This is a genomic window from Brevundimonas sp., assembly GCF_036677305.1.
Taxonomy (GTDB): domain Bacteria; phylum Pseudomonadota; class Alphaproteobacteria; order Caulobacterales; family Caulobacteraceae; genus Brevundimonas.
On sequence record NZ_JAKFEB010000104.1, the window covers coordinates 1 to 25422 of the forward strand.

29 protein-coding genes are annotated in these 25422 nt (G+C 69.2%); 19 read left to right on the top strand and 10 right to left on the bottom strand.

Features of this window, described 5'->3' with window-relative positions; all coding sequences use genetic code 11:
• Positions 1-240: 240 nt before the first annotated feature.
• From ku to V6M42_RS06205, 5 genes are all read left to right on the top strand, one after another.
• Positions 241-1104, top strand: a complete 864-nt coding sequence (ku, locus tag V6M42_RS06185; protein WP_332677874.1) for a non-homologous end joining protein Ku — start codon at positions 241-243, stop codon at positions 1102-1104.
• Positions 1105-1352: 248 nt separating this feature from the next.
• The gene (locus V6M42_RS06190) at positions 1353-1682 is read left to right on the top strand and encodes a PadR family transcriptional regulator (RefSeq protein ID WP_056618225.1); all 330 of its coding nucleotides are present in this window, start codon (positions 1353-1355) and stop codon (positions 1680-1682) included.
• 23 nt (positions 1683-1705) lie between these two features.
• Positions 1706-2824 carry an HAAS signaling domain-containing protein gene (locus V6M42_RS06195; RefSeq protein WP_332677876.1) on the top strand — a complete coding sequence of 373 codons (1119 nt, stop codon included), beginning with the start codon at positions 1706-1708 and terminating at the stop codon, positions 2822-2824.
• A 150-nt stretch (positions 2825-2974) separates the two neighbouring features.
• Positions 2975-4090: a bifunctional transcriptional activator/DNA repair enzyme AdaA gene (locus V6M42_RS06200; RefSeq protein ID WP_332677877.1), complete on the top strand. Its 1116-nt coding sequence runs from the start codon at positions 2975-2977 to the stop codon at positions 4088-4090.
• Positions 4071-4610 (top strand): methylated-DNA--[protein]-cysteine S-methyltransferase, encoded by a 540-nt coding sequence (locus tag V6M42_RS06205; RefSeq protein ID WP_332677878.1) that lies wholly within the window; start codon positions 4071-4073, stop codon positions 4608-4610. Before V6M42_RS06200 ends, V6M42_RS06205 begins: the two co-directional genes overlap by 20 nt.
• Here V6M42_RS06205 and V6M42_RS06210 read toward each other — a convergent pair.
• Positions 4594-5307 carry a LamG domain-containing protein gene (locus V6M42_RS06210; protein ID WP_332677879.1) on the bottom strand — a complete coding sequence of 238 codons (714 nt, stop codon included), beginning with the start codon at positions 5305-5307 and terminating at the stop codon, positions 4594-4596. The genes V6M42_RS06205 and V6M42_RS06210 overlap by 17 nt on opposite strands.
• Before the next feature lie 49 nt (positions 5308-5356).
• Positions 5357-6025 carry a hypothetical protein gene (locus V6M42_RS06215; RefSeq protein WP_332677880.1) on the bottom strand — a complete coding sequence of 223 codons (669 nt, stop codon included), beginning with the start codon at positions 6023-6025 and terminating at the stop codon, positions 5357-5359.
• Between the two features lie 157 nt (positions 6026-6182).
• Between V6M42_RS06215 and nadA the strand changes: the two genes are divergently transcribed.
• The 6 genes from nadA to V6M42_RS06245 all read left to right on the top strand — a co-directional run bounded on the left by nadA (position 6183) and on the right by V6M42_RS06245 (position 11124).
• The gene (gene nadA, locus V6M42_RS06220) at positions 6183-7262 is read left to right on the top strand and encodes a quinolinate synthase NadA (RefSeq protein WP_442880929.1); all 1080 of its coding nucleotides are present in this window, start codon (positions 6183-6185) and stop codon (positions 7260-7262) included.
• A 109-nt stretch (positions 7263-7371) separates the two neighbouring features.
• Positions 7372-8217 (top strand): metalloprotease, encoded by an 846-nt coding sequence (locus tag V6M42_RS06225; protein ID WP_332677882.1) that lies wholly within the window; start codon positions 7372-7374, stop codon positions 8215-8217.
• The gene (locus tag V6M42_RS06230; protein WP_332677883.1) at positions 8214-9743 is read left to right on the top strand and encodes an L-aspartate oxidase; all 1530 of its coding nucleotides are present in this window, start codon (positions 8214-8216) and stop codon (positions 9741-9743) included. The genes V6M42_RS06225 and V6M42_RS06230 overlap by 4 nt, the downstream gene beginning before the upstream one ends.
• 5 nt (positions 9744-9748) lie before the next feature.
• Positions 9749-10606, top strand: a complete 858-nt coding sequence (gene nadC / locus V6M42_RS06235) for a carboxylating nicotinate-nucleotide diphosphorylase (RefSeq protein ID WP_332677884.1) — start codon at positions 9749-9751, stop codon at positions 10604-10606.
• 72 nt (positions 10607-10678) lie between these two features.
• Positions 10679-10894, top strand: coding sequence for a hypothetical protein (locus V6M42_RS06240; protein WP_056618196.1), 216 nt, complete (start codon positions 10679-10681; stop codon positions 10892-10894).
• Positions 10895-10896: 2 nt separating this feature from the next.
• Positions 10897-11124 carry a hypothetical protein gene (locus V6M42_RS06245; RefSeq protein ID WP_332677885.1) on the top strand — a complete coding sequence of 76 codons (228 nt, stop codon included), beginning with the start codon at positions 10897-10899 and terminating at the stop codon, positions 11122-11124.
• A 4-nt stretch (positions 11125-11128) separates the two neighbouring features.
• Here V6M42_RS06245 and V6M42_RS06250 read toward each other — a convergent pair whose 3' ends face one another.
• Complete coding sequence (locus V6M42_RS06250) at positions 11129-12202, bottom strand: cell wall hydrolase (RefSeq protein WP_332677886.1); 1074 nt, start codon at positions 12200-12202, stop codon at positions 11129-11131.
• A gap of 462 nt (positions 12203-12664) precedes the next feature.
• Here V6M42_RS06250 and V6M42_RS06255 point away from each other — a divergent pair, with 462 nt between their 5' ends.
• A complete protein-coding gene (locus V6M42_RS06255; RefSeq protein WP_332659445.1) occupies positions 12665-12850 on the top strand; it encodes a hypothetical protein in 186 nt (61 codons plus the stop codon).
• Positions 12851-13009: 159 nt separating this feature from the next.
• Positions 13010-13372, top strand: coding sequence for a DUF6481 family protein (locus tag V6M42_RS06260; RefSeq protein ID WP_332659444.1), 363 nt, complete (start codon positions 13010-13012; stop codon positions 13370-13372).
• A gap of 7 nt (positions 13373-13379) precedes the next feature.
• Here V6M42_RS06260 and V6M42_RS06265 read toward each other — a convergent pair whose 3' ends face one another.
• Positions 13380-16649, bottom strand: coding sequence for a PAS domain S-box protein (locus V6M42_RS06265; protein ID WP_332659442.1), 3270 nt, complete (start codon positions 16647-16649; stop codon positions 13380-13382).
• A 207-nt stretch (positions 16650-16856) separates the two neighbouring features.
• Between V6M42_RS06265 and V6M42_RS06270 the strand changes: the two genes are divergently transcribed.
• From V6M42_RS06270 to V6M42_RS06290, 5 genes are all read left to right on the top strand, one after another.
• On the top strand, positions 16857-17336 hold the full coding sequence (locus V6M42_RS06270; protein ID WP_332659441.1) for a Dps family protein: 480 nt from the start codon (positions 16857-16859) through the stop codon (positions 17334-17336).
• A 97-nt stretch (positions 17337-17433) separates the two neighbouring features.
• Positions 17434-18621, top strand: a complete 1188-nt coding sequence (locus V6M42_RS06275; RefSeq protein ID WP_332677887.1) for a cell wall hydrolase — start codon at positions 17434-17436, stop codon at positions 18619-18621.
• A gap of 89 nt (positions 18622-18710) precedes the next feature.
• Entirely contained in the window at positions 18711-20261 is a 1551-nt protein-coding gene (locus V6M42_RS06280; protein ID WP_332659439.1) for a sensor histidine kinase, read from the top strand.
• Between the two features lie 101 nt (positions 20262-20362).
• Positions 20363-20770 (top strand): response regulator, encoded by a 408-nt coding sequence (locus V6M42_RS06285; protein WP_332659438.1) that lies wholly within the window; start codon positions 20363-20365, stop codon positions 20768-20770.
• An 87-nt stretch (positions 20771-20857) separates the two neighbouring features.
• The gene (locus V6M42_RS06290; RefSeq protein WP_332677888.1) at positions 20858-21253 is read left to right on the top strand and encodes an endonuclease domain-containing protein; all 396 of its coding nucleotides are present in this window, start codon (positions 20858-20860) and stop codon (positions 21251-21253) included.
• Between the two features lies 1 nt (position 21254).
• Here V6M42_RS06290 and trxB read toward each other — a convergent pair whose 3' ends face one another.
• Positions 21255-22265, bottom strand: coding sequence for a thioredoxin-disulfide reductase (gene trxB / locus V6M42_RS06295; RefSeq protein ID WP_332677889.1), 1011 nt, complete (start codon positions 22263-22265; stop codon positions 21255-21257).
• A gap of 76 nt (positions 22266-22341) precedes the next feature.
• On the opposite strand from trxB, the gene V6M42_RS06300 reads away from it, so the two are divergent.
• Positions 22342-22590: a hypothetical protein gene (locus V6M42_RS06300; protein ID WP_332659436.1), complete on the top strand. Its 249-nt coding sequence runs from the start codon at positions 22342-22344 to the stop codon at positions 22588-22590.
• Here the strand turns inward: V6M42_RS06300 and V6M42_RS06305 are convergent.
• The 5 genes from V6M42_RS06305 to V6M42_RS06325 form a co-directional block, all read right to left on the bottom strand.
• Entirely contained in the window at positions 22587-23585 is a 999-nt protein-coding gene (locus tag V6M42_RS06305; RefSeq protein WP_332677890.1) for a mitochondrial fission ELM1 family protein, read from the bottom strand. The genes V6M42_RS06300 and V6M42_RS06305 overlap by 4 nt on opposite strands.
• Positions 23576-24049: a transcription elongation factor GreA gene (gene greA, locus V6M42_RS06310; protein WP_332659434.1), complete on the bottom strand. Its 474-nt coding sequence runs from the start codon at positions 24047-24049 to the stop codon at positions 23576-23578. The genes V6M42_RS06305 and greA overlap by 10 nt, the downstream gene beginning before the upstream one ends.
• A gap of 136 nt (positions 24050-24185) precedes the next feature.
• The gene (locus tag V6M42_RS06315; protein ID WP_332659433.1) at positions 24186-24401 is read right to left on the bottom strand and encodes a hypothetical protein; all 216 of its coding nucleotides are present in this window, start codon (positions 24399-24401) and stop codon (positions 24186-24188) included.
• 88 nt (positions 24402-24489) lie between these two features.
• On the bottom strand, positions 24490-25155 hold the full coding sequence (locus tag V6M42_RS06320) for a glutathione S-transferase family protein (protein WP_332677891.1): 666 nt from the start codon (positions 25153-25155) through the stop codon (positions 24490-24492).
• A 60-nt stretch (positions 25156-25215) separates the two neighbouring features.
• Positions 25216-25422, bottom strand: a 207-nt coding sequence (locus V6M42_RS06325) for a cysteine protease (protein WP_332677892.1), incomplete at its 5' end; no start/stop codon positions are given.

A 25422-nucleotide genomic window follows, 5' to 3' on the forward strand; every position in this document is an offset into this window, starting at 1 on the left:
CGCGAACTTGCAGCACTGAACCGTCATTCCGGGGCGCTCGCAGAGCGAACCCGGAACCCAGGGGGGCCGCCGCCGTCGTCCGACGCGCCGCGAACGTCGAGCCCGGTCCCCTGGGTTCCGGGTTCCTCGCTGCGCTCGGCCCCGGAATGACGGAAGGGTGGGGTCAGCATGGCCGGTGAACGTTCCTGCTGAACCCCTCTCGCGCACCCGCGTTCTGCCCCCGAACACGGAGACTGCGCCATGGCCGCCCGACCCACCTGGCAGGGACATCTGAAGCTGTCGCTGGTGACCTGCCCGGTCGCCCTCTACACGGCGACATCCAGCGCGAGCCACGTCAGCTTCCACCTGATCAACCCCGACACCAACAACCGCATCCGCATGGTGCCGACCGATCCCGACACCGGGCCGGTCGAGCGGTCCGATCTGGTCAAGGGGTATGAGGTGTCCAAGGACGAATACGTCCTGTTCGACGACGCCGACTTCGACAAGGTCAAGCTGGAGTCGACCCGCACCATCGACATCAACCAGTTCGTCGACGAGGACGACATCGACCGCCTGTACTGGGACGACCCCTTCTATGTGGTGCCCGAGAAGGGCGTGGGGGCCGAGGCCTTCGCCGTCATCCGCGACGCCATGAAGGCCGCGGGCAAGATCGCCATCGGCTGTCTGGTGCTGCGCGGCCGCGAGCGGCAGATCGCGCTGGAGGTGCGGGGCAAGGGGTTGGTGGCGTATTCGCTGCGGCCGCATGACGAGGTGCGCGATACGGCCGACTATTTCGACGACATCCCGGCGGTGAAGCCCGACAAGGACATGGTCGAGATCGCCACCCGGATCATCGGCCAGAAGGAGTCGGACTTCGATCCGTCGAAATTCACCGACCGCTACGACGACGCCCTGAAGGACATGATCAAGGCCAAGCAGAAGGGCGGCAAGGGTCTGGTCGAGGCGCCCGAGCCCGACGACACCAATGTGGTCGACCTGATGGCGGCGCTGCGGGCCAGCCTGAAGGGATCGGCGGGCGGCAAGGCCGCTCCGGCGAAGAAGGCGGGGACGAAGAAGGCCGCGCCCGCGAAGAAGCCGGCGGCGAAGAAGAAGGCGGCCTGATCCGCCTCAGGCGTCGACCCAACCCAGCTCCGTCATCCTCGGGCTTGACCCGAGGATCAGACGCGCCGCCGCTCCGTCGATGAAGGCGGCCCTGAGACCGCGGGCTGACGCTCTAACACCAGACACGCCTTTGGTCTGATCCTCGGGTCAAGCCCGAGGATGACGGGTGAGGCGTGGGTATTGACTCCCTCACACAGTATGCGGCATACACTGTGTGTCACACACTATGTGAGATGCAGGGAAGCGGCATGAGCCTCGATCCGGACCTATTCGAATCCATGCGGCTGGAGCTGCGGCGCGGGTCGCTGGTGCTGGCGGTGCTCGCCTGTCTCCGGACCGAGCGGTACGGCTACACCCTGCGTCAGGCCCTGGCCGCCGACGGGCTGGAGATGGAGGAATCGACCCTCTATCCGCTGCTGCGCCGGCTGGAGAGCCAGGGCCTTCTCGATAGCGAATGGCGCGAGGAGGAGAAGCGGAAGAAGCGCTTCTACGTCCTGTCGCCGGGCGGCGTTTCGATGCTGGCCGCCCTGACCGACGAGTGGCGGGGGATCAACGCCTCGCTCGACAAGATTCTCTGAAATCGGGCTGAAGGGGAAAAGCCATGGACATGATCGACCGCTATCTGAACGCCGTCGCCGCGCAGTTGCCGCAGGACGAACGGGCCGACATCATCGCTGAACTGCGCGACCTGATCCTGAGCCGGTTCGAGGCGAAGGAAGAGGAGCTGGGCCGGCCGCTGACCGAGGACGAGCAGGAGAGCATCCTGCGCGAGATCGGCCACCCGCTGGTCGTGGCGGCGCGGTATCGCAAGGGACCGGACTCGCTGATCGGGCCCGAACTGTTTCCCTACTGGCTGTTCGGGGTGAAGGCCGGGCTGCTGGTCCTGCTGGCGGTGCAGGCGATCGGCCTGTTCATCCACCTCATCAGCGGGACGGACGACGCGGGGCAGGCCATCGGCCACGCCTTCCACGGCTTCTTCAGCTCGGGACTGACCCTGATCGGCGTGGCCACCGTCGCGGCGGCGGTGTTCGAACACTACGACATACGGCCGAAATGGATGACCCACTGGCGGGTCAAGGATCTCGGCGCCTTCGGCCTGTCGGACCCGGCCGCCTGGGGCGTGAAGGTTGATACGATCAAGCCGCCGAAGGCCCCGATGACGCCGACGACGCCGTGGGGCTCCTCGCGGCGGACGAACGGCTGGCCTGGCGGGGAATATCTGTTCTCGGTCATCGCAGTCGGCATGTTCGTACTGTGGTGGCTGGGCGTGCTGCACTTCCCCGGCTTCGCCCATGTCGAGTTGCTGGGCCAGGATGCGACGGTGACGCCGGCCCCGATCTGGTCGACCCTGTTCGTGCCGATCCTCGCCTACGCCCTGATCCAGATAGCCGTCGACCTGAACAGCCTGTTCCGGCCGCATGCGGTCCGGCTGCGGGCCCTCGCGCGGCTTCCGATCGCCGCCATCGGCCTGTGGCTGACCTGGGCGATCTATGAGGCCGGGCACTGGTTCACGCTGAGCCGGGACGGCGAGACGGCGCGGATTGCGGGGGACTGGGTCATGCTGGACTTCGACACCCTGAGGACGCTGGGCGACGGCGCCCGGGATCTGGCCGGCGTGGCCAGCACCCTGTCGGTGGTGATGGTCTGGGCCCTGGCCATTTCCGCGATCAGCCTGGGGTGCAGCATCATCCTGAACCTGTGGCGGCTGGCGCGGGGGTGACGGTCTCTCAGTCCCGTCCTCCCAATCCGTCATTCCGGGGCCGAGCGTAGCGAGGAAGCCGGAATGACGGGAGAGGATTGAACAGGCTGACCTGACTCAAATGTCCGAAAACCGCGAGACATCCGGCGCCGCCGGGCCCATCTTGCGGCCATGGAAAACGCCAGCGAACTCGACCAGGAGGCCTGCTACCGCGCGGTGCTGACCCGCGACGCGCGGTTCGACGGACGCTTCTTCGGCTGTGTGAAGACCACCGGCATCTACTGCCGCCCGGTCTGCCCGGCCCGGACTCCCAAACGGGAGAACATGTTCTTCGTCGTCACGGCGGCGGCGGCCGAGGAGGCGGGCTTCCGCGCCTGTCTTCGCTGCCGGCCCGAGACGGCCCCGGACATGGGCGCCTGGCGCGGCACGTCCAACACGGTCAGCCGGGCCCTGGCCCTGATCGAGGCGGGCGCGCTGGACGAGGGGGATGTCGACGGACTGGCCGCCCGGCTGGGGGTCGGCGAGCGGCACCTGCGGCGGCTGTTCCGCCAGCATCTGGGCGCCGCCCCGGTCAGCGTGGCGCAGACGCGCCGGGTGTTGCTGGCCAAGGCGCTGATCCACCAGACCGACCTCAGCATGGCGCAGGTGGCGCTGGCCTCGGGCTTCGGCAGCGTGCGGCGGTTCAACGAGACCTTCCAGGCCCTGTACGAACGCCCGCCCTCGGCGCTGCGCCGGCGCGGCGAGCGGGTGCAGGAGGGCGGCGTGAAGCTGAGCCTGCCGTACCGTCCGCCCTATGACCGGGAGGCGATGCTGGCGGCCCTGACGGCGCGCGGCGACACGGTGGAGGGATCGCGCTGGTCGCGCATCCTGACGCCGGATGTGGACGGGGCCGGGGGCTCGGTGTCGGTCGAGCCGGCCGAAGCGGGCAAGGTCTCTATCTGTATCGAGGCGAGCGACCTGAAAGCCCTGCCGGGCGTGCTGGCGCGGGTGCGGCGGGTGTTCGACCTGTCCGCCGACCCGGACGCCATCGCCCGCGATCTGTCGGCCGATCCGGTGCTGAAGCCTCTGGTCGGGGCGCGGCCCGGCCTGCGCCTGCCCGGCGCATGGATCGACGACGATCTGGAGGCGCCGAGCGATCGGCTGCCGGACAGCTGGACCGACGAAGCCCTGACCGCCCGCGCCGAAGCCTGGCGTCCCTGGCGGGCCTATGGCGCGCTGTATCTCGCAATGGCGGGGATCAGCGGCGCCGAACTGATGGAGAGAGACGATGCGAAACGCGCAGCCTGAGACCCTGACCCTGGACCGGATCGCCACGCCGACCGGCGAGGTCCTGCTGATCACCGATGCGGAGGGCGCCGTGCGGGCGCTGGACTTCGCCGGCTACGAAGAGCGGATGATGCGGCTGCTGGGCCGGCATTGGCCCGCGGCGACGCTGGTCGAGGGCCGCGCCCCGGCTGCGGTGCGGGCGGCGGTCGAGGCGTATTTCGGCGGCGACCTGACGGCGCTGGACGGGCTCGAGGTGCGCACCAACGGCACGGAATTCCAGCGCTCGGTCTGGGCGGCCCTGCGCGCCATCCCCCACGGCGAGACGCGGACCTACGGCCAGCTCGCCGCGGCGATCGGAAAGCCGAAGGCTGTGCGGGCTGCGGGTCTGGCGAACGGCCAGAACCCCGTCGCGGTGATCGTGCCCTGTCATCGGGTGATCGGCGCCAACGGGACGCTGACGGGTTACGCGGGCGGGATCGAACGCAAACAGTGGCTGCTGGCGCATGAAAGCCGGTCGGCGGCCGTCAGGTCGGCCGCGTGAACTGATCCGGCGTCAGGCCGCGGGGCGTGAAGCGCGCCTCGCGGATGGCTCCGTTGAACCAGCTGACGCGGTTCATCCGCACCCCCACCGAGGACCGTCCGTGTCCCTGCGGTGTGAAGGCCAGCGGGGCCTCGCCCTGCAGGACGCCGTCGACGAAGCTGCGGTAGGTCGTCCCGTCGTAGCTCTGTGCGACATGGAACCAGCGGCCGACGGGGAAGCGCTTGTCCGGGAAGATCAGGGTGTGGTTGTAGGTCGGGCCCTTGGTGAAGGCGTCCAGATACCACTCGGTCCCGACCACGCGGATCTCGAACAGGAAGCGGGTCCCCACCGGCGGCCGGCCCTCCCCCGGGGTCTCGGTCTCGGCGAGATGCAGGAAGCGTTGCTCGAAGGCGCCGCCGTCGGGGCGGATCAGGGCCTCGATCGTCCAGGTCGCGGCGCCCGCCAGCGGATGCTCCTCGATGAACAGGGCGTCGTCCACGCCGTCGAACTTCACGGCCCGGCCCCAGGGGCTGTCGACCAGCGCCGGTCCGCCCTCTGCCGCGACGGGCAGGCCGCCGACGGTGGCCAGATTGTCGAAGGTCCAGACCTTGCGGCCGGCCGGGACCTGCGGCCGCATCGTCGCGCAGCCGGGCAGCAACAGGCCGGCGGCGCCCGCGGCCACCATCGAGCGGCGGTTCAGCTGCAGTCTGCCGGGCATGCGGATCTCCTGGTGCGACCCGACAGATCGCACGCCGGCGCCTCGAGGCCTAGAATTTGTAGTTCAGGCCCACCTGGATGACCGGGAACAGGCCATAGCCTTCCGTGTCCTCGGTGATCTGCTCGGATTCGGCGCGCAGCCGGGCCTGGAAGGCCGGGTCGTTGGACAGGCTGCCGCCGGTCGAGGTCAGGGCGACCTCGGGTTCCTCGCTCCAGGCGACGCCCGCCACGGCGCGGAAGCCCCAGCGGCCCGTGCGATAGAAGGTGTCGTCCCAGCCGATGCCGACGAAGGGGGCGACGTCGCGCAGCTTGACCGTGCCGTTCAGGGCGCCGACCTGCGAAGGCGTATAGGTCTGGCCCCCGATGTCGACCGGCCCGGTCGGCGTGCCCGCCAGATCGATGTCGCGGTCGCCCACATAGGCGCCGCCCGAGATGAGAAGGCCGTTGGCCAGCGGGTGCATGTCGATGAAGCCGCCGACGGTGTCGAAGGCCAGGTCCGCGTCATAGTCGACCCCGTCGTAGCTTTCGTCGGTCGTGTACGTCAGCCGGTCGACCGCGCCGCGCAGGGTGAAGATCGGACCGATCCTGACCTGGACCTCGACGCCCAGGCCGGTGGTGCCCGCCGTGCCTCCGACGGCGATGCCGGGTTCTGACGACTGCGCCATCGCCGATCCGGCGGACAGGAGCAGGGCGGCGGCGGCGAAGGGGATCAGGCGCATGGGGTTCTCCGGCAGGTTCGTCCCTTCGAACGGGTTCTGGTTAAAATCACGTTTCCCATAATCAGCATGTTCGGCATCCGGCTTGCGTTTTCCGGCCAGCCGCCTACATTCATCCCGACTTATGCTAACTTTGAGCATAAGTAGAGGAAAACGAGTGATGGCGGACGGGATGTTTGGCTTGTCGAAGGAACTGGAGCGGGAGACCGCGCCGGTCTGGGCCAAGGTGAAGGATCACGTGACCCCGATGGAGTGGCCGGAACAGGCCGCCCTGATCAGCGAGATCAATGCGCTGAAGAAGCAGCGGGACGCGGTCATCCTGGCGCACAACTACATGACGCCGGAAATCTTCCACGGCGTCGGCGACTATGTCGGCGACAGCCTGGGTCTGGCCAAGGAGGCCGCGCGGTCGCCGGCGAAGGTGATCGTCCAGGCCGGCGTGCATTTCATGGCCGAGACCTCGAAGATCCTGTCGCCCGACAAGACCGTGCTGATCCCTGATCTGAAGGCCGGCTGCTCGCTGGCCGAGGCGATCACGGGCGCCGACGTGCGGCTGATCAAGCAGCGCTATCCGGGCCTGCCGGTGGTGACCTACGTCAACACCACGGCCGACGTGAAGGCCGAGACCGACATCTGCTGCACCAGCGCCAACGCGGTCCAGATCGTCGAATGGGCGGCGAAGGAATGGGGCGTCGACCGCGTCATCCTGATCCCCGACGAATTCCTGGCCCGCAACGTCGCGGCCCAGACCAATGTCGGCATCATCGCCTGGAAGGGCCGCTGCATCGTGCACGAGCGCTTCACCGCCTCGGACATCGCCGAGATGCGCGAGGCCTATCCCGGCGCGGAAATCCTGGCCCACCCGGAATGCCCCGAGGATGTGCTGTCGGCCGCCGACTTCGCCGGGTCGACGGCGGCGATGACCGACTACATCACCAGCCGCAAGCCGAAGCAGGTGGTGCTGATCACCGAATGCTCGATGGCCGCCAACATCCAGGGCGACGTGCCCGAGGTCAGCTTCATCGGCCCCTGCAACATGTGCCCCTACATGAAGCGGATCACGCTGGAGAACATCCGCGACTGCCTGCTGCACATGCAGTTCGAGGTCACCGTGCCGGAAGAGATGGCCGAGCGCGCCCGGCTGGCCGTGCAGCGGATGATCGACCTGCCGCCGCCGGCCGTTCCCGCCCGCTACGACCTGTTCAAGGCCAGACACCACGTCTCGGTGGAGCTGATCTGATGCACTACGTCGCGCCCGTCCGGGTCGTCGCCAATGTGGATGCGAAGAGCCTGCGGCTTCTCGCCATCCTGGCCTTGTGGCTGAGGTCGGAGAAGGCCACGTCTCCTCGATGACAGACTCAGACCAGACACGCCGCCCGGGACCTTGGGAAAACCTGCCGCCGGCCGCGCCCGTCGAGCGGGAAATCGCCCGGCCGCAGGCGGACGAACCGCCGCTGGACAAGGGCCAGCATCCCGTCTGGGCGGTGGTCTCGACCCTGCTTCTGGGCGGTTTCATCTGGTGGCTGTCGGGCAGCTGGGTCATCGCCGTGGCGGCGATCTGGGGCCTGCTGGTCCATGAATACGGACACGTGCTGGCGATGAACGCGCTCGGCATGGGCCCGGCCCGCATCTACATCATCCCCTTCCTCGGCGGGGTGGCGAAGAGCCAGCGCCTGCCGGCCAGCGAATGGCACGGGGTGCTGGTGTCGCTGGCGGGGCCCGCGTTCGGCCTGCTGGCCGCCATTCCCTTCTTCGGCCTGTACATCGCGACCGGGCAGGGGATGTGGTTGCAGGGGGTGTTCATCATCGCCCTGATCAACCTGGTGAACCTGGCGCCCGCGCCGCCGCTGGACGGATCGAAGGCGCTGGGACCCGTGCTCGCCCGCATCCATCCGATGGTCGAGAAGGCCGCCATGGTCGCTGTCGGCGCGGTCGTGATCGTCTGGGGCTTCACCAACGGCAGCTACATCTTCGCGGCCTTCCTGGCCCTGGCCCTGTTCGGCCATCTGAAGCGCGGAGTCTGGCGGCCGGAAGGGCGTCAGCTCAACTGGCCCGAGGCGGCGCGCAGCGTGGGCCTGTTCGCCATCGTGGCCGCGGCCTGCGCGGGCGTGGCTCTTGCGGGCCTGATGCCCCTCACCGGGTCCTTCTCCCAGGCCATGGCGCTGGCCGGCAGCTATTTCGAGTTCGGCCGTTGAGCCGCGTCCGTCATGACGGACCGCTGATCGTCGGCGGCGGTCTGGCGGGTCTTTCGGCCGCGCTGGAGGCCGCGCCGCGCAAGGTGCTGCTGGTCACGCCCGCGCCCTTGCTGGAGGCCTGTTCCTCGGCCTGGGCCCAGGGCGGAGTCGCGGCGGCCCTGTCGGCGGACGACGCCCCGGCCCTGCATGCGGCCGATACGGCGGCGGCGGGCGCCGGTCTGGTCGAGATCGAGGCCACGCGCGCCCTGACCGGCGACGGTCGCGAGACCGTGGAATGGCTGGCCGCCCTTGGCGCGCCGTTTGACCGGAACGCCGACGGAGGGTTCGCCGTCAGTCTGGAAGCCGCCCATTCACAGGCGCGGGTCGCCCGGGTCGGCGGCGACGGCGCGGGCCGGGCCATCCTGTCAGCGCTGGTGGCCGCGGTGCGCGCCGCGCCGCATATCGAGGTGTGGGAGGATGCGCGCCTGCGCGGCCTGCTGCAGGACGCGTCCGGCCGGGTGTGCGGGGCTTTGATCGAGCGCGGCGACGAACGGACCGTCGAGATCATGGCGCCCGCCGTGGTGCTGGCGACCGGCGGCGCGGGCGGCCTCTATGCCCGGACGACGACGCCGGCGGCGTTGCTGGGCGAGGGCATGGCCCTGGCATGGTCGGCGGGAGCCGAGATCGTCGATCCAGAGTTCGTGCAATTCCATCCGACGGCCATCGATGTGGGGCTGGACCCCATGCCGCTGGCCACCGAGGCCCTGCGGGGCGAGGGCGCGCGGCTGGTCGATCGCGAAGGTCGCTTTCTGCTGGGTCAGGCGGCGGACGCCGACCTGCAGCCCCGCGACGTGGTGGCGCGGGCCGTCCATGCCGCCGTGGCCGACGGACGCGGCGCGTTTCTCGATGCGCGCGCCGCCATCGGCCATGAATTCCCCGAGGCCTTCCCCGCCGTCTTCGCCGCCTGCATGCGCGCCGGGCTGGACCCGCGAGAGACGCCGATCCCGGTCGCGGCGGCGGCCCACTATCACATGGGCGGGATCGCCGCCCGGCCCGACGGCCGCACGACGCTGCCGGGCCTGTTCGCCGTCGGGGAATGCGCCGCGACGGGCGTGCACGGCGCCAACCGGCTGGCGTCCAACTCCCTGCTCGAGGCGGCGGCGTTCGGACGGCGCACCGGCCGGGCGGCGGCGACGGAGCGCGGCGAGGGCGGCGCGGCGATCGCGGTCGTGGCGGCTCCCGGACTGAGCGACGCCGAGCTGCAGCGGCTGCGGGCGACCATGAGCGCCGATGTCGGCGTGGTGCGCGACGCCGAAGGACTGACGCGCGCCCTGACCGTCATCGACGAACTCGAGCAGACCGCCGGTGCGGCCTTGCCGCTGGTCGCGGCGCGGCTGATCGCGGCGGCGGCGCTGGAACGTCGGGAGAGCCGGGGCGGGCATTTCCGCCGCGACTATCCGGAGGCCGCGGCGCAGGCGCGGCATACGCGCATCGTCTTCGCCCCCGATGCCGGCGTGGAGTCCGGCGTTCTGGCCGCCGTGGGATAGACCGAATGATCCGACAACTGCCCGACCTGCTGATCGAGCCGGTCGTCCTGATGGCCCTGACCGAGGACCTCGGCCGCGCCGGCGATGTGACGGCCCAGGCCTGCATCCCCGAGGGCGCGCGCATGAAGGCGTCCTTCGTGGCGAGAAAGCCGGGCGTGCTGGCCGGGATCGACTGCGTCCGGCTGAGCGTGCTGGCCATGGATCCCGAGGCGTCGATCGATCTGAAGCTGAAGGACGGCGACGCCTTCGAGGCGGGCACGGTCCTGGCCGAGGTCGAGGCCGACGCCCGCGCCTTCCTCGCCGCCGAACGGACGGCCCTGAACCTGCTGGGCCGGCTCTGTGGCGTGGCGACTCTGACCCGCGCCTACGTCGAGGCGGCGGCGGGCACGGCGGCGCGCATCGCCGACACGCGCAAGACCACGCCCGGCCTGCGCGCGCTGGAGAAGCACGCGGTCGTCTGCGGCGGCGGGGTCAATCACCGCTTCGGGCTGGATGACGCCATCCTGATCAAGGACAACCACGTCGCCGTCTGCGGCGGCGTCGGCGAGGCCATCCGCCGGGCGCGGGCGGCGGTCGGCCACCTGATGAAGGTCGAGGTCGAGGTCGACGGACTGGATCAGCTGGACGAGGCGCTGGCCGAACGGCCCGACGTGATCATGCTGGACAATTTCACCCTGCCGATGCTGCGCGAGGCGGTGGAACGGGCCCGGGTCTCGTCCTTCGGCCGGCCGGTGCTGGAGGCGTCTGGCGGGGTCAATCTGGAGACGGTCGCCGGCATCGCCGCGACGGGCGTGGACGTGATCTCGGTTGGGGCGCTGACCCATTCCGCGCCGTCTCTGGACATCGGCCTGGACGTCGTCTGAGCCGACCGGCGAACGCCGCTACGGAACGGGGCCGCCGACGGAGGGTTTATTCGGGACAAGAAGGAGACTTCGATGACCCACGCCCCGCGAATTCCAAAAGAACAGCGCAGCTACGCCGACAAGGGCGGCAAGTCGGTCGCGGATGCGGCGGACAGCGATCGCCGCGATCTTGAAACCGAAATCCAGACGGGCCAGCCCGGCGACGCGGACGTCAATCTCGACACCCAGGGCCGGTTCGGCAATCTGAAGCAGAACCTGACCAACCAGTGGAAGGTGCAGGACCGCTGATCATGGCCAACAACCAGCACAATCCCACGCCCGAAGACACCAAGCGCTGGGGCGGACCCGGCGCCAGCCACGAGAATGCGAAGAAGGAGCCGCCGACCTTTGACGACCCGCGCGAAGGCGGCCCAACCAACTCGCGCAACAGCAAGGTGTCAGGCGGCGGCGGCGAACGGGATCTGAAACACAGCCACGACGACGCGCATCGCTCGTCGAAGGGTCACCGCGACGCCTGACGGATCAGGCGGCGGTCGGCGTGGTCTCGGCCGGAGCGGGCGCGGCGGCGGGAACGTCCACCACGACCGGCGCCGGAGCGGCGGCGGGCGCGGTCTCGGCCGGAGCCTCTTGCGCCGTCAGCAGGTTGTAGGCCACGGCGCCGGCCTCGCGGACCGTGGCGGTCGGGTCCATGCTGGCCTGGATCAGACGCGGACCTTCGGCCGGACCCGACGGACGGGCGACGTAGGTGAAGGCGCCGCGCGAGCCCGAACGGCCGCCGAAGCGGTAGAACAGGTGATCGCCGACCTGGCCGACCCGCACCATGGCGTTGCGCCATCCCGGCGCGACTCCGGTGGTGTGGAAGAAGGTGGCGTTGCCGACCGGCGCGAAGACGCTGCCGGACAGGGCGCTGGACGCGACCTCGCGGGCCCGGTTCCAGGCGGCGCGGTTGACGGCGCCGCGCATCGAGCCGTCGCAGGTGAAGCTGAACTGGCAGCCCGAACGGCGACCGGCGCCCTGGAAGACGACGCTGCAGACGCTCTTGGGGAAGGCGGGGTGGCGCACGCGGTTCAGGACGACCTGGGTCACGGCGCGCATGCCGTCGCGGCCTTCGCCGCGGGCTTCGTAATAGGCGGCCTGGGTCAGGCACTCGAGATCGCGCGAGGCGTCCAGGGCGCCGCCGAGGCGGAAGGGCTGGGCCGCGACCGGGCCGGTCAGGCTGACCTGGCGCAGGCCGCCGTTGGCCGGTTTGGCGCGCAGCTGCTCGAGGCGCGCGGTCATCAGCTCGGCCTGGCGGTCGCGCTGGGCGCCGCCGGCGACGGTATAGGGGTCATGGCGCCGGGCGATGGCCAGGGCGCTTTCGTCAAGGCCGCCGGCCGCGGCCGCGAGCGCTTCTTCCGTAAATCCGGCCGCCGTGGCGCCTTCGATCCGTTCCGCCTGGTTGCGGACGGTAGTGGCCTTCGCCGCCGTTCCGCCCAGATAGGCGCAGCCCACCGCCAGCCCCATCACCACGCCGAAAGCCGCAGCCGCCGTGCCGGGCCGGATACGGGCCAGACGATCGACAGGGGTCTTCGCGCACGGTTGCGGGGCGTTCGGCAAGGGCTCAGTCCTGTTCGGCAGGGCGCAGTGCCGCCCCCGGGTAGTCTCGCAACCGGGCGACCCCTCCCCATCCGGGAAGACGGAGTCGCGGTCCGTTTGCGGTGTATCGACGGTCGGCGAACGGGCCAGCTGTCGAAGGACGCGCCTTAAGCCAGCCATTTGTGGCGCCAATGTGGTTGATTCGCAAGATTCGAGTGCGGCGCAGCATCGCGTAGCTGTGGATATGTAACCCGGGATCAAGTCCCTGTCGGAGGCATATATTCGCCCTCAATCTATCGCCGCTGATCTGTATTTCAGATCACTGGCACAACATGAGCGGCTTATGATTCTGCACAGGCAGGATTAACGGGTAAGACTTCTATTGTCTTCGTTATGGTTTCGTTGACCAATTTAACTTCCGGCGCGATCCCGGAACCGGTCTCCCCCCAGGGGCGTTCCGGCTGCGCTATTGGGAGAATTCCGATGAAGAATACCGCCGTAACCCTCATCCTCGCCGCCGCTGCGATCGCCGTCGCCGGTTGCGGCGCAACCATCGAACAGAAGGCCGCCACGGGCGCCGTGGCCGGGGCTCTCGTCGCCGGTCCGGTCGGCGCGGCCGTGGGCGGCGCGGCCGGAGCCGCGGTCGGCCACGCCGAGAAACCCAACTGACACATTCCGGGGGCGAATGACCGGCGCGGGCGCGATCCCGCCTCGCAACCTTGATTTCGCCTCCTATATAGGGTTAGCCGACGCGCCCGGGCTGAGTGACGCTCGCCCGCGCCGTTTCGCGTACTCCGATAACCGAACAAGGACTTCGACGACCTCCGCATGAGAGATCTGAAACAAACCGGCTTCGCCGACCGCCTGACCACCCAGCAGGAGGCCAAGAAGGCCCTGCTCGCGCGCTTCAAGGCCAAACCCGCCGCGCCCGACCCCGAATTCGAGAAGCTGGCGCTCAAGCGCGCCGCCGAGAAGGAGGCCCTGCGCCAGCAGCACGAGCTGGCCAAGGCCGAAGCCCGTCGCGAGAAGGCCGAGAAGGAAGCCGCCCGGATGGCGGCCGACGTCGAGGCCCAGGAAGCCGTCGAGGCCGAGAAGCGCGCCGCCCGCAAGGAGCGCAAGGCGCTGACCAAGGAAGAACAGAAGGCCGCCCGCGACGCGCGCTACGCCGCCCGCAAGGCCCGCAGCCGCTAGGGCTGACTCAGACCGCTGCCGCATCCTCGGGCGCGAGATCGCCGAGGATGCGGGCCAGTTGCTCGCCTGAATAGGGTTTGCGCAGGAACGGCCAGGGCGCGTCCGCCAGGGCGGCGTCCACGTCTTCGCCCGCATAGCCGGACGTCAGAACCACCCGCATGGCCGGGTGGTCGCGTTCGCAGCGCCGCGCCAGCTCGATCCCGGTCATCCCGCCGGGCATGACCACATCGCTCAGCATGATGTCGAACCGCTCGCGCTTGAGCAGCTCCAGCGCCTGGGGCGCGGTCTCGACGGCCCGCACCTCCAGCCCCAGCCCCTCCAGCAGCTCCAGCGCCACCACGGTGACGCTGGCGTCGTCCTCGACCAGCAGCAGGCGGCGTCCGGCCTTCATGGCCTGGGCCGCGCCGGGCCCGGCCTCGATCACGGGCGTATCGGCTTCGTCCAGCGGCGGCAGGAACAGTTTGATCGTGGTTCCGCGCCCCGTCTCCGACTCGATGTGGGCCGCGCCGCCGCTCTGGCGCGCGAAGCCATAGACCTGGCTCAGCCCCAGACCCGTGCCCTTGCCGACCGCCTTGGTGGTGAAGAAGGGCTCGAACACCCGGTCAATGACGTCACGCGACATTCCGGAACCGTTGTCGGTCACCGTGACGCAGACATAGTCGCCGCCCGGCAGGTCCGTGACCTCTCCGGTCTCGACCGAGCACGACATCGTCTGGACGGTGATCCGCCCCTTGTCGCCGACGGCGTCGCGGGCGTTGACGACCAGGTTCAGCAGGGCGGCCTCGAACTGGGACGGATCGACGTTCACCCGGGCCCCGCCGCGCCTCAGTTTGAGCTTGAACTCGACCGCCTCGCCGACGGCGCGGCGCAGCAGCGGCTCGCTCTCGCGGATCTGGGCGTTGAGGTCGATCGCTTCGGGCCGCAGGGCCTGCCGGCGAGAGAAGGCCAGCAGCTGATGCGTCAGGCCCTCGCCGCGGCGCGCGGCGGCCAGGGCGGCCTCGCCCAGCTTCTGGCGCTTGGCCGCGTCGTTCGGCGAGCGCAGCATGATGTCCAGGGCGCCGATGACCACGGTCAGCAGGTTGTTGAAGTCGTGCGCCACCCCGCCGGTCAGCCGCCCCACCGCCTCCATCCGCTGGGCGTGCATCAGGTCGGCCTCGGCCTTGGCCTTCTCCGCCATCGCCTCGCCGACGCGTTCTTCCAGCAGTTCGTTGATCCGCTTCAGGTCGTCCTCGGCGCGCCTGGCCTCGGTGATGTCGACATTGGCGCCGACATAGCCCTGGAATTTTCCGGCGGCGTCGAAACGGGGCAGGGCCTCGCAGCGTAGCCAGCGTTCCCCCATGGCCGGGTGCTGGGTGCGCAGCACGCCCTGGAACCGGTCGTGCCGCGCCGCCGTCTCGTTGAAGGCGGCCATGAAGGTCGTGATCTCGTCGGGGTCGACCAGTTTGCGCCACCCCGCCGCCACTTCCTTTTCGGACTCGATGCCGAAGAAGGTGCGGTAGCGGCGATTGATGAAGGTCGGCCGGCCTTCGGCGTCCAGCATCCAGATCAGGGCGGGCGCGCTGTCGGCCACGGTGCGGAACCGGGTCTCGGACTCCATCAGCCGGTCGCTGGCCTCGCGGATATCCGTCACGTCGAACGCCACGCCGACAAAGCCGACGACGGCGCCGCCGGCGCCCAGCCGGGGCCGCGAGAACGACTTCAGCCAGCGATACGCGCCGTCGTGGCGGAGATAACGCGCTTCCATCGAGAACGGTTCGCCCGTCGCTTCTCCGGCGAGGGACTCGCGGATGATGCGGTCCTGGTCGTCCGGATGGATGATCGCGCGCCAGTCGGCCAGCCGGGCTTCTTCATAGGTTCCGCCGTTGAAGGCGACATAGGCCTGGTTGACGAAGGCGCGGCTGCGGTCCTCCTGCGTCACCCAGATCAGCACGGGCGCGGTGTCGGCGATGGCGCGGAAGCGGACCTCGCTCTCTCGCACGGACGCCTCGGCCCGGGCCCGCTCGATTTCGGTCCAGGTCCGGACCGCGACCTCCTGCAACAGCTCCGCTTCCGGTTCGCTCCAGTCGCGGACCCCGGCGTCATGGGCGTACATGAAGGCCCGCAGCCGGCCCCCGCGAATGACAGGGGCGCGGACCAGGGCGCGGGTCTGCAGTCTCTGGAACACGTCCAGGGCGCCTCTCGTCCGCGCGTCCTTCTCGACGTCGGGAATGCGGATCACCCTGCCTTCCGCCAGGTCCGTGATCAGATCGGCCCCCAGATCCTCCCGACGGAATTCGCCCTCGGCGCTGACGACGCCGGCAGTCCAGTCCCGGGTCATGAAGACGACGCCGCGTTCCTCATTGACCTCGCCATAGCCCACGCGGTCAGCGCCCAGTTCCGCGCCCAGCGCCCGTTCGGCCTGAAGCATCATCTCTTCCGGGGACGTGAGATCGCGAAGACTGTCGGCCAGCTCCAGCAGGAAGCTCTGGCGCCGTTCCAGCGCCGCGAGAGCGTCCAGCGCCTCGCGCGTTTCGCTGACGTCGAAGGCCATGCCGACATAGCCCAGGAAGGTCCCGTCCGCGCCGAACCGCGGATTGACCGAGATGCGCATCCAGCGCCAGCCGCCGTCGGCGTGCCGGAACCGGGCCTCGAAGCCGTAGGGCAGATGCTGCGGCCTCGCGGCCTCCATGGCCGCCGCGACCTCGGCCTGGTCGTCCGGGTGGATCGTCTGTTTCCAGACGTGGCCCAGAAGCTCCTCGGCCGGCCGGCCGTAGTATTCGACCAGGGCGGCGTTGACGAATTCGACCTCCGCCTTGGCGTTGGTCATCCAGACCGGCGAGGGCGCGGTGTCGGCCATCAGGCGGAACCGGGCGTCGCTCTCGCCGATGCGCGCGTCCGCCGCGGACAGTTCGGCGACCGACTGGTCCAGACGCGCAATGCTCTTGCGCAACGACGCGGCGACGATCGCGACGAACAGGCTCACCACGATGAAATTGGTGGTGGCGACCACCCCTATGGGTGTCGAGACGCCGACGCCCGTGGCGGACGGACCCGCGATGATCCAGCCGCCCAGCAAGGAGACGATGGCGGTGGTGACGCCCGCCAGCCTGCCGGCCGCCAACCCGGCCAGAACCACGCCCGGCAAGAGGATGATGAAACCGCTGATCTGGCCGTAGAAGCCCGACAGGGCCCAGCGGATAGCCAGCGAACCGCCCGCGAAGGCCAGACCGACGAGGATGTTGGTCCACCATGGCTGCGGGGGAATCCGCGCCAGGCGGCTCAGCCCGACGTCAGCCACCGACAGACGCTTGCGAAACTCGTCTTCGCCCACTCAACAACCCCCGCTCGCGCCCCGGGGCGCGATCCGTTGCAACGTATTGGGAAGCATCACGTTCCATCCCGGCGCCGCCATTTGTCGCGCGGTCGGACACGCGGCCGGGGCTTGGCGAATGACCTGCCCATGCCCACCTGTACGTTGAACATTCAACTCCGGAGAAGACCCCGCATGCCCGCCACGATCGATACCGGCCTCAGCAAGACCGACCGCGCCGACGTCGCGCAGGAACTGACCAAGGTGTTGGCCGACAGTTTCGCCGTCTACCTCAAGACGCACGGCTATCATTGGAACGTGCGGGGTCCCGAGTTCTTCAGCTTCCACAACCTGCTGGAGCAGCAGTACCGGGACATCTGGGCCGCCCTGGACGAGATCGCGGAACGCATCCGCGCCCTCGGCGTGCTGGCTCCGCAGAGCTTCTCGGGGTTCGGCAATCTGACCTCGATCAAGGACGGCGATCCCGAAAAGGAGGCGACCGCCATGCTCAAGGAGCTGATGCACGACCACGAAACCCTGATCGCCACGGCGCGCGCCGCCTTCGACAAGGCGTCCGAAGCCGGCGATGAGGCTTCGGCTGACCTGATGACGCAGCGGCTGGCGGCGCACGAGAAATTCGCCTGGATGCTGCGCTCCACGCTGGGAGGCCGTTGAGGCTTGACCTAACGGCGCTTTTCCGCCTGAAAAGCGCCCTGCTTGAGGGGCATCTGTTCTGGGCTGTGGCGGTGCAGACCGCTCTGGGAGTTGGGATTTGGCCGGGATCGACTGGACATCGATGCTGAAACGGACGCGACGGCTCGCCGCCGGCGCGCCTGTGGTGCTGGCCGCCTTCGGCGTGGCCATGGCCGCCAGTTCGACCCCCCGGCCCGAAATCGATCGCCGCGCGGAGGCCGTGCGGACGCTGACGAAGGGCGATCTCGGCGCCAGGGGCCTCGCCGCCATCACCAGCCGTATGGACCCGTCGCAACTGGCCCTGGCGATACGGCATGATCCGGGCGAGCACCGCCCGGCCCTCTATGGACTGACCCCCGGCTGGGAGAGCCTGACCCTCGCGGGGCGGCCGAGGCTCGAATTCGGCGCAACCGGCCTCGACGCCATGAAGCTGAATGCGGCGACGCCGGCCGCATCGCAGTATCTGCGCACCGCGCAGCCGTTCGTCTTCAGGCCCGCGACCGCGGAAGACCGTCGGCGGGCCCTGCGCTGCCTGACCCAGGGCGTCTATTACGAGGCCGCGCTCGAGCCGACCGCGGGCCAGGAGGCCGTGGCCCAGGTGATCCTGAACCGCGTGCGCGACCCCAACTACGCCAACACCATCTGCGGCGTCGTGTTCGAGGGCGCCGAGCGCACGACCGGCTGCCAGTTCAGCTTCACCTGCGACGGCGCCCTGAGCCAGGCGCCGGTTGGCTGGGCGTGGGCCCGTGCGAAGCTGGTCGCGGAACGGGCCCTGGCCGGCCATGTCTCGGCCGCGGTCGGCACGGCGACCCACTATCACGCCGACTACGTCCACCCCTGGTGGTCGCCGACGCTGAACAAGCTGACCCAGATCGGCGCGCACATCTTCTATCGCTGGAAGGGCGTCTATGGAGAGCCTGCGGCCTTCAGCCAGCGCTATTCGGGCCGCGAGCCCCTGATCGACGAGGCCCGTTTCTCGCGGCCCCGCATCCAGATCGCCACCGCCGCCGAGGCCGACAAGGCGCTGGCCGAGGCCGCCGCCAACGGCGAAAGCGTCATGCGGACGGTCGAGATCAACGGCCAGACCCGCGTGGTCGGCGTCGCCTCGCTGGGCGGCCGCCGCCAGGCCACCCCGGCCGAGATCGCCGCCATCAACCAGCGTCTTTCCGTCTTCGAGACTCCGGCTCCCGCCGCTCCCGCCCCGGCGGTGGTCGCGCCGGGCGTCACGCCCATGGACGTCGAGGAAGTCGGCCGCCCCGGCGCCTGACCTCCAGAAACCGGAAGCTTTGCAACGGCATCGCCTTTTGGGCATTAGGTGATGTCGGCGCGCGCCAGAGCGCGAATTACGGACCCCGGATGACCAAGACCGCCTGGAACGAGACGGATCGCCTCGCGGCCCTGTATTCCTATGACATCCTCGATTCAGAGCGCGAGCCCGCGTTCGACGACATTACAGCCCTGGTGGCGCGGCTGTGCGACGCTCCGATCGCCGTGGTCAATCTGATCGACGCGAACCGGCAGTGGTTCAAGTCGGAGGTGGGCCTGGGCGTGCGGGAGACCCCGCTGGAGACGTCGTTCTGCCGCCACGCCCTGCTGGAGCAGGACCGGCTGGTCGTCCCCGATGCGACGCGGGACCCGCGCTTCGAGGGCAATCCGCTGGTGACCGGCGACGCGGGTCTGAGGTTCTACGCCGGCGTCCTGCTCAAGGATCAGGACGGCATGCCGCTGGGCACGCTGTGCGTCCTGGACACCCGTGTCCGGCCCGACGGACTGAACGAGACCCAGGCCGAGGCGCTGGAGGTGCTGGCGCGGCAGGTGATGAACCTGCTCAACCTGCGCAAGGCGCTGGCGGCCGGGCGTCGCGCGGATGACGACCTGATCGCCGCCGCCGCCGCCCTGTCCGAGAGCGAGGCCAAATTCCGCGCCATCGCCGACTCCATGCCGCAGATGGTCTGGTCGACCCTGCCGGACGGGTTCCACGACTACTACAACGCCCGCTGGTACGAGTTCACCGGGGTGCCGGCCGGCTCGACGGACGGCGAGGGCTGGAACGGGATGTTCCATCCCGACGATCAGGAGCGGGCCTGGGAGCGCTGGAGCCATTCGCTCGAGACCGGCGAGCCCTATGAGATCGAATACCGGCTGCGCCGGGCCGACGGCGTCTATCGCTGGACGTTGGGCCGCGCCTCGCCGATCCGCAACGAGAAGGGCGAGATCACCCGCTGGTTCGGCACCTGCACGGATATCGAGGACCTCAAGCGGGTGGTCGATTCCAAGGACCTGCTGAGCCAGGAACTGAGCCACCGGATCAAGAACATCTTCGCCGTCGTCTCGGCCCTGATCGCCCTGTCGGCGCGTCAATTCCCGGAAGCCAAGGAGTTCGCCGCCGCCGTGCGGACGCGGATCAACGCCCTGGCCCGGGCGCATGAATTCGTGCGGCCGCACACGGAAACCTCGCGCCCGACCGTGGGGACGATGACGCTGCACGCCTTCCTCAACGACCTGTTCAAACCCTATGCGACGCTGGACGGCCGGATGCGGGTCACGGTGAGCGGCGACGACGCCGTGTTCGACGACCAGGCGGCGACCTCGGTGGCCCTGCTGTTCCACGAACTGGCTACCAACGCCGCCAAATACGGCGCCCTGTCGGTCGAGGGCGGGTCCATCACCCTGGACACGCGCACCGAGGGCGACCGCTTCATCCTGGTCTGGGAAGAGCGGGGCGGGCCGCTCGTCACGGGCGAGCCCGAACGGTCCGGCTTCGGCTCGTCGCTGGCGACCCTGTCCGTCGAAAACCAGCTGGGCGGGCGGCTTGAGCGCATCTGGGCGCCCGAGGGCCTGAGGGTCACGGCCGACCTGCCGGCCACCGCCCTGTCGCGGCGCCGCGCTGCACAAATTGTCGCATAACGCTGTTGGTCCGCAACCCTACATAACGGTCAGCGTTGGTTCACCAGTCTGTCCGCATACTGCGGGCGCGATTACAGAGAGGCAGAAGCGTCTGAAATCCCATGAGTGCGCGTATCCTGGTCATTGAAGACGAAGCATTGGTGGCCATGGAGCTGCGCTTCGTACTGGAAGATCTCGGCCATGAGGTGGTCGGGACGGCTGCTGACGCGCGCACGGCGCGCCAGCTGGTTCAGGAACGCGAAGTGGATCTGGCGCTGGTCGACATCCACCTGTCCGACGGCCCGACGGGCATCGATCTGGGCCGCGAACTCGGCCAGGACCTCGGCGTGACCGTCCTGTTCATGACCGCCAACCCGGGCATGGTGCGCAACGGCGTCGCCGGCACGATCGGCGTGCTGTCGAAGCCGACGGACGAGCGCGCCGTGCAGACGGCGGTCGACTACGCCCTGCGCCGCCGGGCCGGACGCCCCATCGAATACGCCCCGCCCGAGCTGCAGCTGTTCGGCTAAATCTGAAGTTGTACAGACTTGCGTTCTCCCTCCCCCTCGGGGGAGGGTGGTCGCTGCAAAGCAGCGACCGGGTGGGAACGGCCAAATATGGCGATCATCGCCAAAGCCCGTGCCATGCGAAAGACGATGAGCCCGCCTGAGGCGCGGCTCTGGGTCGCCCTGCGTCGACTTCGCGCCCAAGGTTTCCACTTCCGCCGCCAGCACCCCCTGCGGGGCTACTACCTGGACTTCGTCTGTATCGATCGCCGGCTGATTGTAGAGGTCGATGGCTCAAGCCACGAAAATCGTGGGGAATGGGACCGGCGGCGCGATGCGGCCCTGGCCGGCGAGGGCTTCGTGACGCTGAGGTACGACAACGCCTCGGTTCGCGACAATCTGGATGGCGTCATTGGGCATCTACTGGAGCGGCTTCGCGCGGCCGTTCCCACCCGGCCGCTGCGCGGCCACCCTCCCCCGGAGGGGGAGGGAGAAGCAGACGGCTAGATCACCAGACGCCGATCTTTTCCGCTTCCTTGTGCGAGATGGGATGATGCGCCCTGGCGTGATCCTCTTCCGCGAGGAAACGCACCGCCTCCAGCGCCGCCATACAGCCCATGCCCGCGGCCGTGACGGCCTGGCGGTAGATGTCGTCGGTCACGTCGCCGGCGGCCCAGACGCCCTCGATGGCCGTCGCCGCCGTGCCCGGCTTCACGACCAGATAGCCGCCCTGTTTGGTTTCCAGCTGGCCCGCGAACAGCTCTGACGACGGCGCGTGGCCGATGGCGATGAAGACGCCGTCCGCCGTGATCTCGCGGGTCTCGCCGGTCTTCACATTCTTGATCCGCGCCCCGGTGACGTTGACGCCGCCGAAGCTGTTGGTCTCGCCCAGGATCTCGTCGATGGCGTTGTCCCAGACCACCTCGACCTTCGGGTTCGCGAACAGCCGGTCCTGCAGGATGCGTTCTGCGCGGAACTCGTCGCGGCGGTGCACGACCGTGACCTTCGACGCGAAATTGGTCAGGAACAGCGCCTCCTCGACGGCGGTGTTGCCGCCGCCGACCACGATCACGTCCTTGCCGCGATAGAAGAAGCCGTCGCAGGTGGCGCAGGCCGAGACGCCGAAGCCCTGGTATTTCGCCTCGCTCTCGATCCCCAGCCATTTGGCCTGGGCGCCGGTCGAGATGATCACCGTCTCGGCCAGCATCTCGGCACCCGAGTCGAGCGTCAGCCGGAAAGGCCGCTGGCTCAGGTCCGCCTTGACCACGATGTCCTCGATCACCTCGGTGCCGACGTGCTCGGCCTGGGCGCGCATCTGCTCCATCAGCCAGGGGCCCTGGATGACGTCCTTGAAGCCGGGATAGTTCTCGACGTCGGTGGTGATGGTCAGCTGGCCGCCCGGCTGCAGGCCGGCGATGACGACGGGGCTCAGCAGGGCGCGGGCGGCGTAGATGGCGGCGGTCCAGCCGGCGGGGCCGGAGCCGATGATGGCGACGCGGACGGTTCTCAGGGTGCTCATGGTCCCTATTTAGGCGCTGATTCCGTCTCGCGCGATGGTAGGTTCCACCTGTTCACAGGTCTGATGGAGGGAAGACATGGAAGGACGCAGCTTTATCGGGATCGGTCTGGCGCTGGGGATCGCCATCGGCACGGCCATCGGCATCGCCATGGACAATCTGGCCATCGGCATCGGCGCGGGCGTCGCGATCGGCGCCGGCCTGGGCGTGGCGCTGGACGCCGGCCAGCGCAAGAAGGGATCTGGGCCCGAGAACTCGGCGCCTCTGGATGGCCGGGACCACCACGATGGTGGAAGCTCTGACGGCGGCGACGGCGGCGGCGACTAGGCCCGCTTCATTCGCTCCAGCACGGTGCGAGCCGCGCGCGCGGTCTCATCCAGCGGCTCGTAGCGCCACGCCTCCAGCGTCCCGTCGAACGGCCGCGCCGCGCCGCGCTCGCGCAGGTCGGCGTGCAGTCGGGCGAATTTGTCCGCCGGCTTCAGCGGGACCATCGGCAGGATGTGCACCGGCCTGCCCGTCGACGCCGCTTCGGCCGCCATATTGGCGCTGTCCTCGGTCACCAGCACATGGTCGGCGTAGTTGAGGAAGGCGAAATAGGGGTTCGCCCCCGCGCCGTCCCAGATCAGCCCCGGCAGATGCGCCAGTCGCGCGGTCATCGCCGCCTTCGCCGCCTCGGGCGTGCGGCGTGAGAAGGTCAGCATCAGCGAGCCGCCCGCCGCCTCGACGGCGCGGCCGATGCGGTCGGCCAGGTCGGCGGCGTGGGCGTCGGTCAGGTCGAAGGCCCTGGAGCGTCCGCCGATCAGCGCCGCGACGCGGGGATGGGGCAGGAGGGCGAGCCGGTCCGCGAACGCCGCCGAGCCTTCGGCCAGCCGTTCCGCCGTGACCCGATGCGGCGAGCCGGTGATCGACAGAACGTTCGGCCCCTCGATCCGGTCATGGGCGGGGGCGACGATCAGGTCGTAGGCGGCGTTGCGCCAGCGCGGGTCCTGGGTCTGGACCACGAAGGTCCGGCCGCCCGACAGCCGCCGCACGGCCGCCGACAGGGGCAGGGTCGCCCGGCCCGTCGCGATCCACAGGTCCGGCCACGCCTCGCCGGCCGCGGGCGTCACGGCGTCCGACGACGGGTCCAGCATCCACGGCGCCTTGAGCGCCGAGGGCCATTTGTCGAACGCGGCCCGCCAGCGGATGCGCCTGATCGTGATGTCGGATGGAAAAAGGCGCTGGACGGCTTCCGCCAGACCCAGCGCCTGATTTTCGATGCCGGTCCGGCCGTCGGAGACGACCTGGACGGAAAGCGGAGCCCTGTGGGGCTCTACTTCCACTCGACCTTGAGGATTTCGTAGGCCTTCACGCCGCCGGGGGTGTTCACCTCGACCACGTCGCCGATCTCCTTCGAGATCATGGCGCGCGCGATGGGCGAGGCGATCGAGATCTTGCCCGCCTTCACATCGGCTTCGTGCTCGCCGACGATCTGGTAGCGGGCCTCTTCCTCGGTGTCCTCGTCGACGACGGTGACCGTGGCGCCGAATTTCACCTGTGCGCCGTCCAGTTTGGAGACGTCGATGACCTGGGCGCGGCTGATCTTGTCCTCGATGTCGGCGATCTGGCCCTCGATCCAGCCCTGACGCTCCTTGGCGGCATGATACTCTGCGTTTTCAGACAGATCGCCATGCTCGCGCGCTTCCGAGATGGCCGAGATCACGCTCGGCCGTTCCACGGACTTCAATTGCTTCAGCTGATCGTCGAGGACACGGTAGCCCTCGGCCGTCATCGGCACTTTTTCCATATGTCGTGAGTTTCTGAGCTATCGCCCGACTAGAGGTTGGTGACGCCAAGGGTCGCTGGGCGCTCGCGACCGGCCCAAGAGGGTAGGGCGCCCGGTTCCAAGGTTCAAGGGGCAAGGTTCGCCCCGCCGATTGTCGTTATGTCGCGGCCTTGCGGCGGCGTTCGCGGATCTGCTGGATGCTGCCCCACAATTTCACCCGGTTGACCAGGCTCCAGGCCAGCCAGCCGACGGCCGCGAGGCCCAGGGCCATGAACAGGCTGGACACCAGGACGATGCCCGCCGCCATGAAGGCCAGGATGAAGGCGACGGCGGCGACAAGGGCGGCGATGACTTGGACGGTTCTCGGGCGCATGGGGCTATTAACGTTCCATTCAGGGGCCGGTTGCGCCCTTGTCCGGATTCGGGACGGGTTCACCGGCCGCCTGTGGCGCCGAAACCCCTCAGGCGTAGCTGTACGGGCCGCCCCGCTCCAGGGCCCGTTTATAGGCCGGGCGCGCGTGGATGGTCTGCAGGAAGGCCTTCAGCCGCGGCTTGTCAGGGCCATAGGCGACCCGCGACCCGCCGGCCTCGATCGGGAAACTCATCATGATGTCGGCGGCCGAGAAGGCGTCGCCCGCGAACCAGGCCGACCGCGTCAGCTCGGCCTCCCACAGGGCGGTGTGGGCCGCGATCTGCGGGTCGATCATGTTTGCGTTCATGGCCTTGCTGATGCCCCTGGCCACGCCCCGTGCGAGGAAGGGAACGCGGTCCGGGATCACGCCGAAGATCAGCTTCAGCAGCAGGGGCGTCATGGCCGACCCCTCGGCATAGTGCAGCCAGTAGGTGAAGCGCCGGCCCGCCTCCGTGCCGGCCTCGGGCCGCAGGCCGGATCCGGGATGGGTTTCCAGCAGATATTCGATGATGGCCCCGGTCTCGGCCACCCGCACATCCCCGTCGTCCAGCACCGGCGACTTGCCCAGCGGGTGGATGGCCTTGAGCTCGGGCGGCGCCAGCCGGGTCTTCGCGTCGCGCTGATACCGTTTCACCTCATAGGGCAGGCCCAGCTCCTCCAGCAGCCACAGCACGCGCTGGGACCGGGAATCGTTCAGGTGATGGACGGTGATCATGGCGACAGCTCCGCTTGGCCGCGCAGTTAGCGAGGTTGACGCCGCGTCCGTCCAGCGGATTCAGACGCTGCGCCCACTCCAGCGGCGGCGGGGGTGCGCGCGGGTCTGGCCGCGGCCCGGATGCTTCTCCGCCTGCCGCTGCTCCCACAGCTGGAAGGCGAGGGTCGCCAGCGCCAGCTTGCCCGCGTGCCGGCCGGCCATGCGCCGGCCGCTCTTGCTCAGCAGCAGACCGCCGATCAGGGTCGCGAGTTTGGGAATGGGCATGGC

Coding starts and splice junctions, on each gene's coding strand:
- V6M42_RS06225 (WP_332677882.1), top strand. CDS start 7,372: ATGACAGACTCAGACCAGACACGCCGCCCGGGACCTTGGGAAAACCTG.
- V6M42_RS06320 (WP_332677891.1), bottom strand. CDS start 25,155: ATGATCACCGTCCATCACCTGAACGATTCCCGGTCCCAGCGCGTGCTG.
- V6M42_RS06200 (WP_332677877.1), top strand. CDS start 2,975: ATGGAAAACGCCAGCGAACTCGACCAGGAGGCCTGCTACCGCGCGGTG.
- V6M42_RS06240 (WP_056618196.1), top strand. CDS start 10,679: ATGACCCACGCCCCGCGAATTCCAAAAGAACAGCGCAGCTACGCCGAC.
- trxB (WP_332677889.1), bottom strand. CDS start 22,265: ATGAGCACCCTGAGAACCGTCCGCGTCGCCATCATCGGCTCCGGCCCC.
- V6M42_RS06270 (WP_332659441.1), top strand. CDS start 16,857: ATGCCCGCCACGATCGATACCGGCCTCAGCAAGACCGACCGCGCCGAC.
- nadA (WP_442880929.1), top strand. CDS start 6,183: ATGGCGGACGGGATGTTTGGCTTGTCGAAGGAACTGGAGCGGGAGACC.
- V6M42_RS06245 (WP_332677885.1), top strand. CDS start 10,897: ATGGCCAACAACCAGCACAATCCCACGCCCGAAGACACCAAGCGCTGG.
- V6M42_RS06255 (WP_332659445.1), top strand. CDS start 12,665: ATGAAGAATACCGCCGTAACCCTCATCCTCGCCGCCGCTGCGATCGCC.
- V6M42_RS06315 (WP_332659433.1), bottom strand. CDS start 24,401: ATGCGCCCGAGAACCGTCCAAGTCATCGCCGCCCTTGTCGCCGCCGTC.
- greA (WP_332659434.1), bottom strand. CDS start 24,049: ATGGAAAAAGTGCCGATGACGGCCGAGGGCTACCGTGTCCTCGACGAT.
- V6M42_RS06205 (WP_332677878.1), top strand. CDS start 4,071: ATGCGAAACGCGCAGCCTGAGACCCTGACCCTGGACCGGATCGCCACG.
- V6M42_RS06300 (WP_332659436.1), top strand. CDS start 22,342: ATGGAAGGACGCAGCTTTATCGGGATCGGTCTGGCGCTGGGGATCGCC.
- V6M42_RS06285 (WP_332659438.1), top strand. CDS start 20,363: ATGAGTGCGCGTATCCTGGTCATTGAAGACGAAGCATTGGTGGCCATG.
- ku (WP_332677874.1), top strand. CDS start 241: ATGGCCGCCCGACCCACCTGGCAGGGACATCTGAAGCTGTCGCTGGTG.
- V6M42_RS06190 (WP_056618225.1), top strand. CDS start 1,353: ATGAGCCTCGATCCGGACCTATTCGAATCCATGCGGCTGGAGCTGCGG.
- V6M42_RS06260 (WP_332659444.1), top strand. CDS start 13,010: ATGAGAGATCTGAAACAAACCGGCTTCGCCGACCGCCTGACCACCCAG.
- V6M42_RS06280 (WP_332659439.1), top strand. CDS start 18,711: ATGACCAAGACCGCCTGGAACGAGACGGATCGCCTCGCGGCCCTGTAT.
- V6M42_RS06210 (WP_332677879.1), bottom strand. CDS start 5,307: ATGCCCGGCAGACTGCAGCTGAACCGCCGCTCGATGGTGGCCGCGGGC.
- nadC (WP_332677884.1), top strand. CDS start 9,749: ATGATCCGACAACTGCCCGACCTGCTGATCGAGCCGGTCGTCCTGATG.
- V6M42_RS06215 (WP_332677880.1), bottom strand. CDS start 6,025: ATGCGCCTGATCCCCTTCGCCGCCGCCGCCCTGCTCCTGTCCGCCGGA.
- V6M42_RS06290 (WP_332677888.1), top strand. CDS start 20,858: ATGGCGATCATCGCCAAAGCCCGTGCCATGCGAAAGACGATGAGCCCG.
- V6M42_RS06195 (WP_332677876.1), top strand. CDS start 1,706: ATGGACATGATCGACCGCTATCTGAACGCCGTCGCCGCGCAGTTGCCG.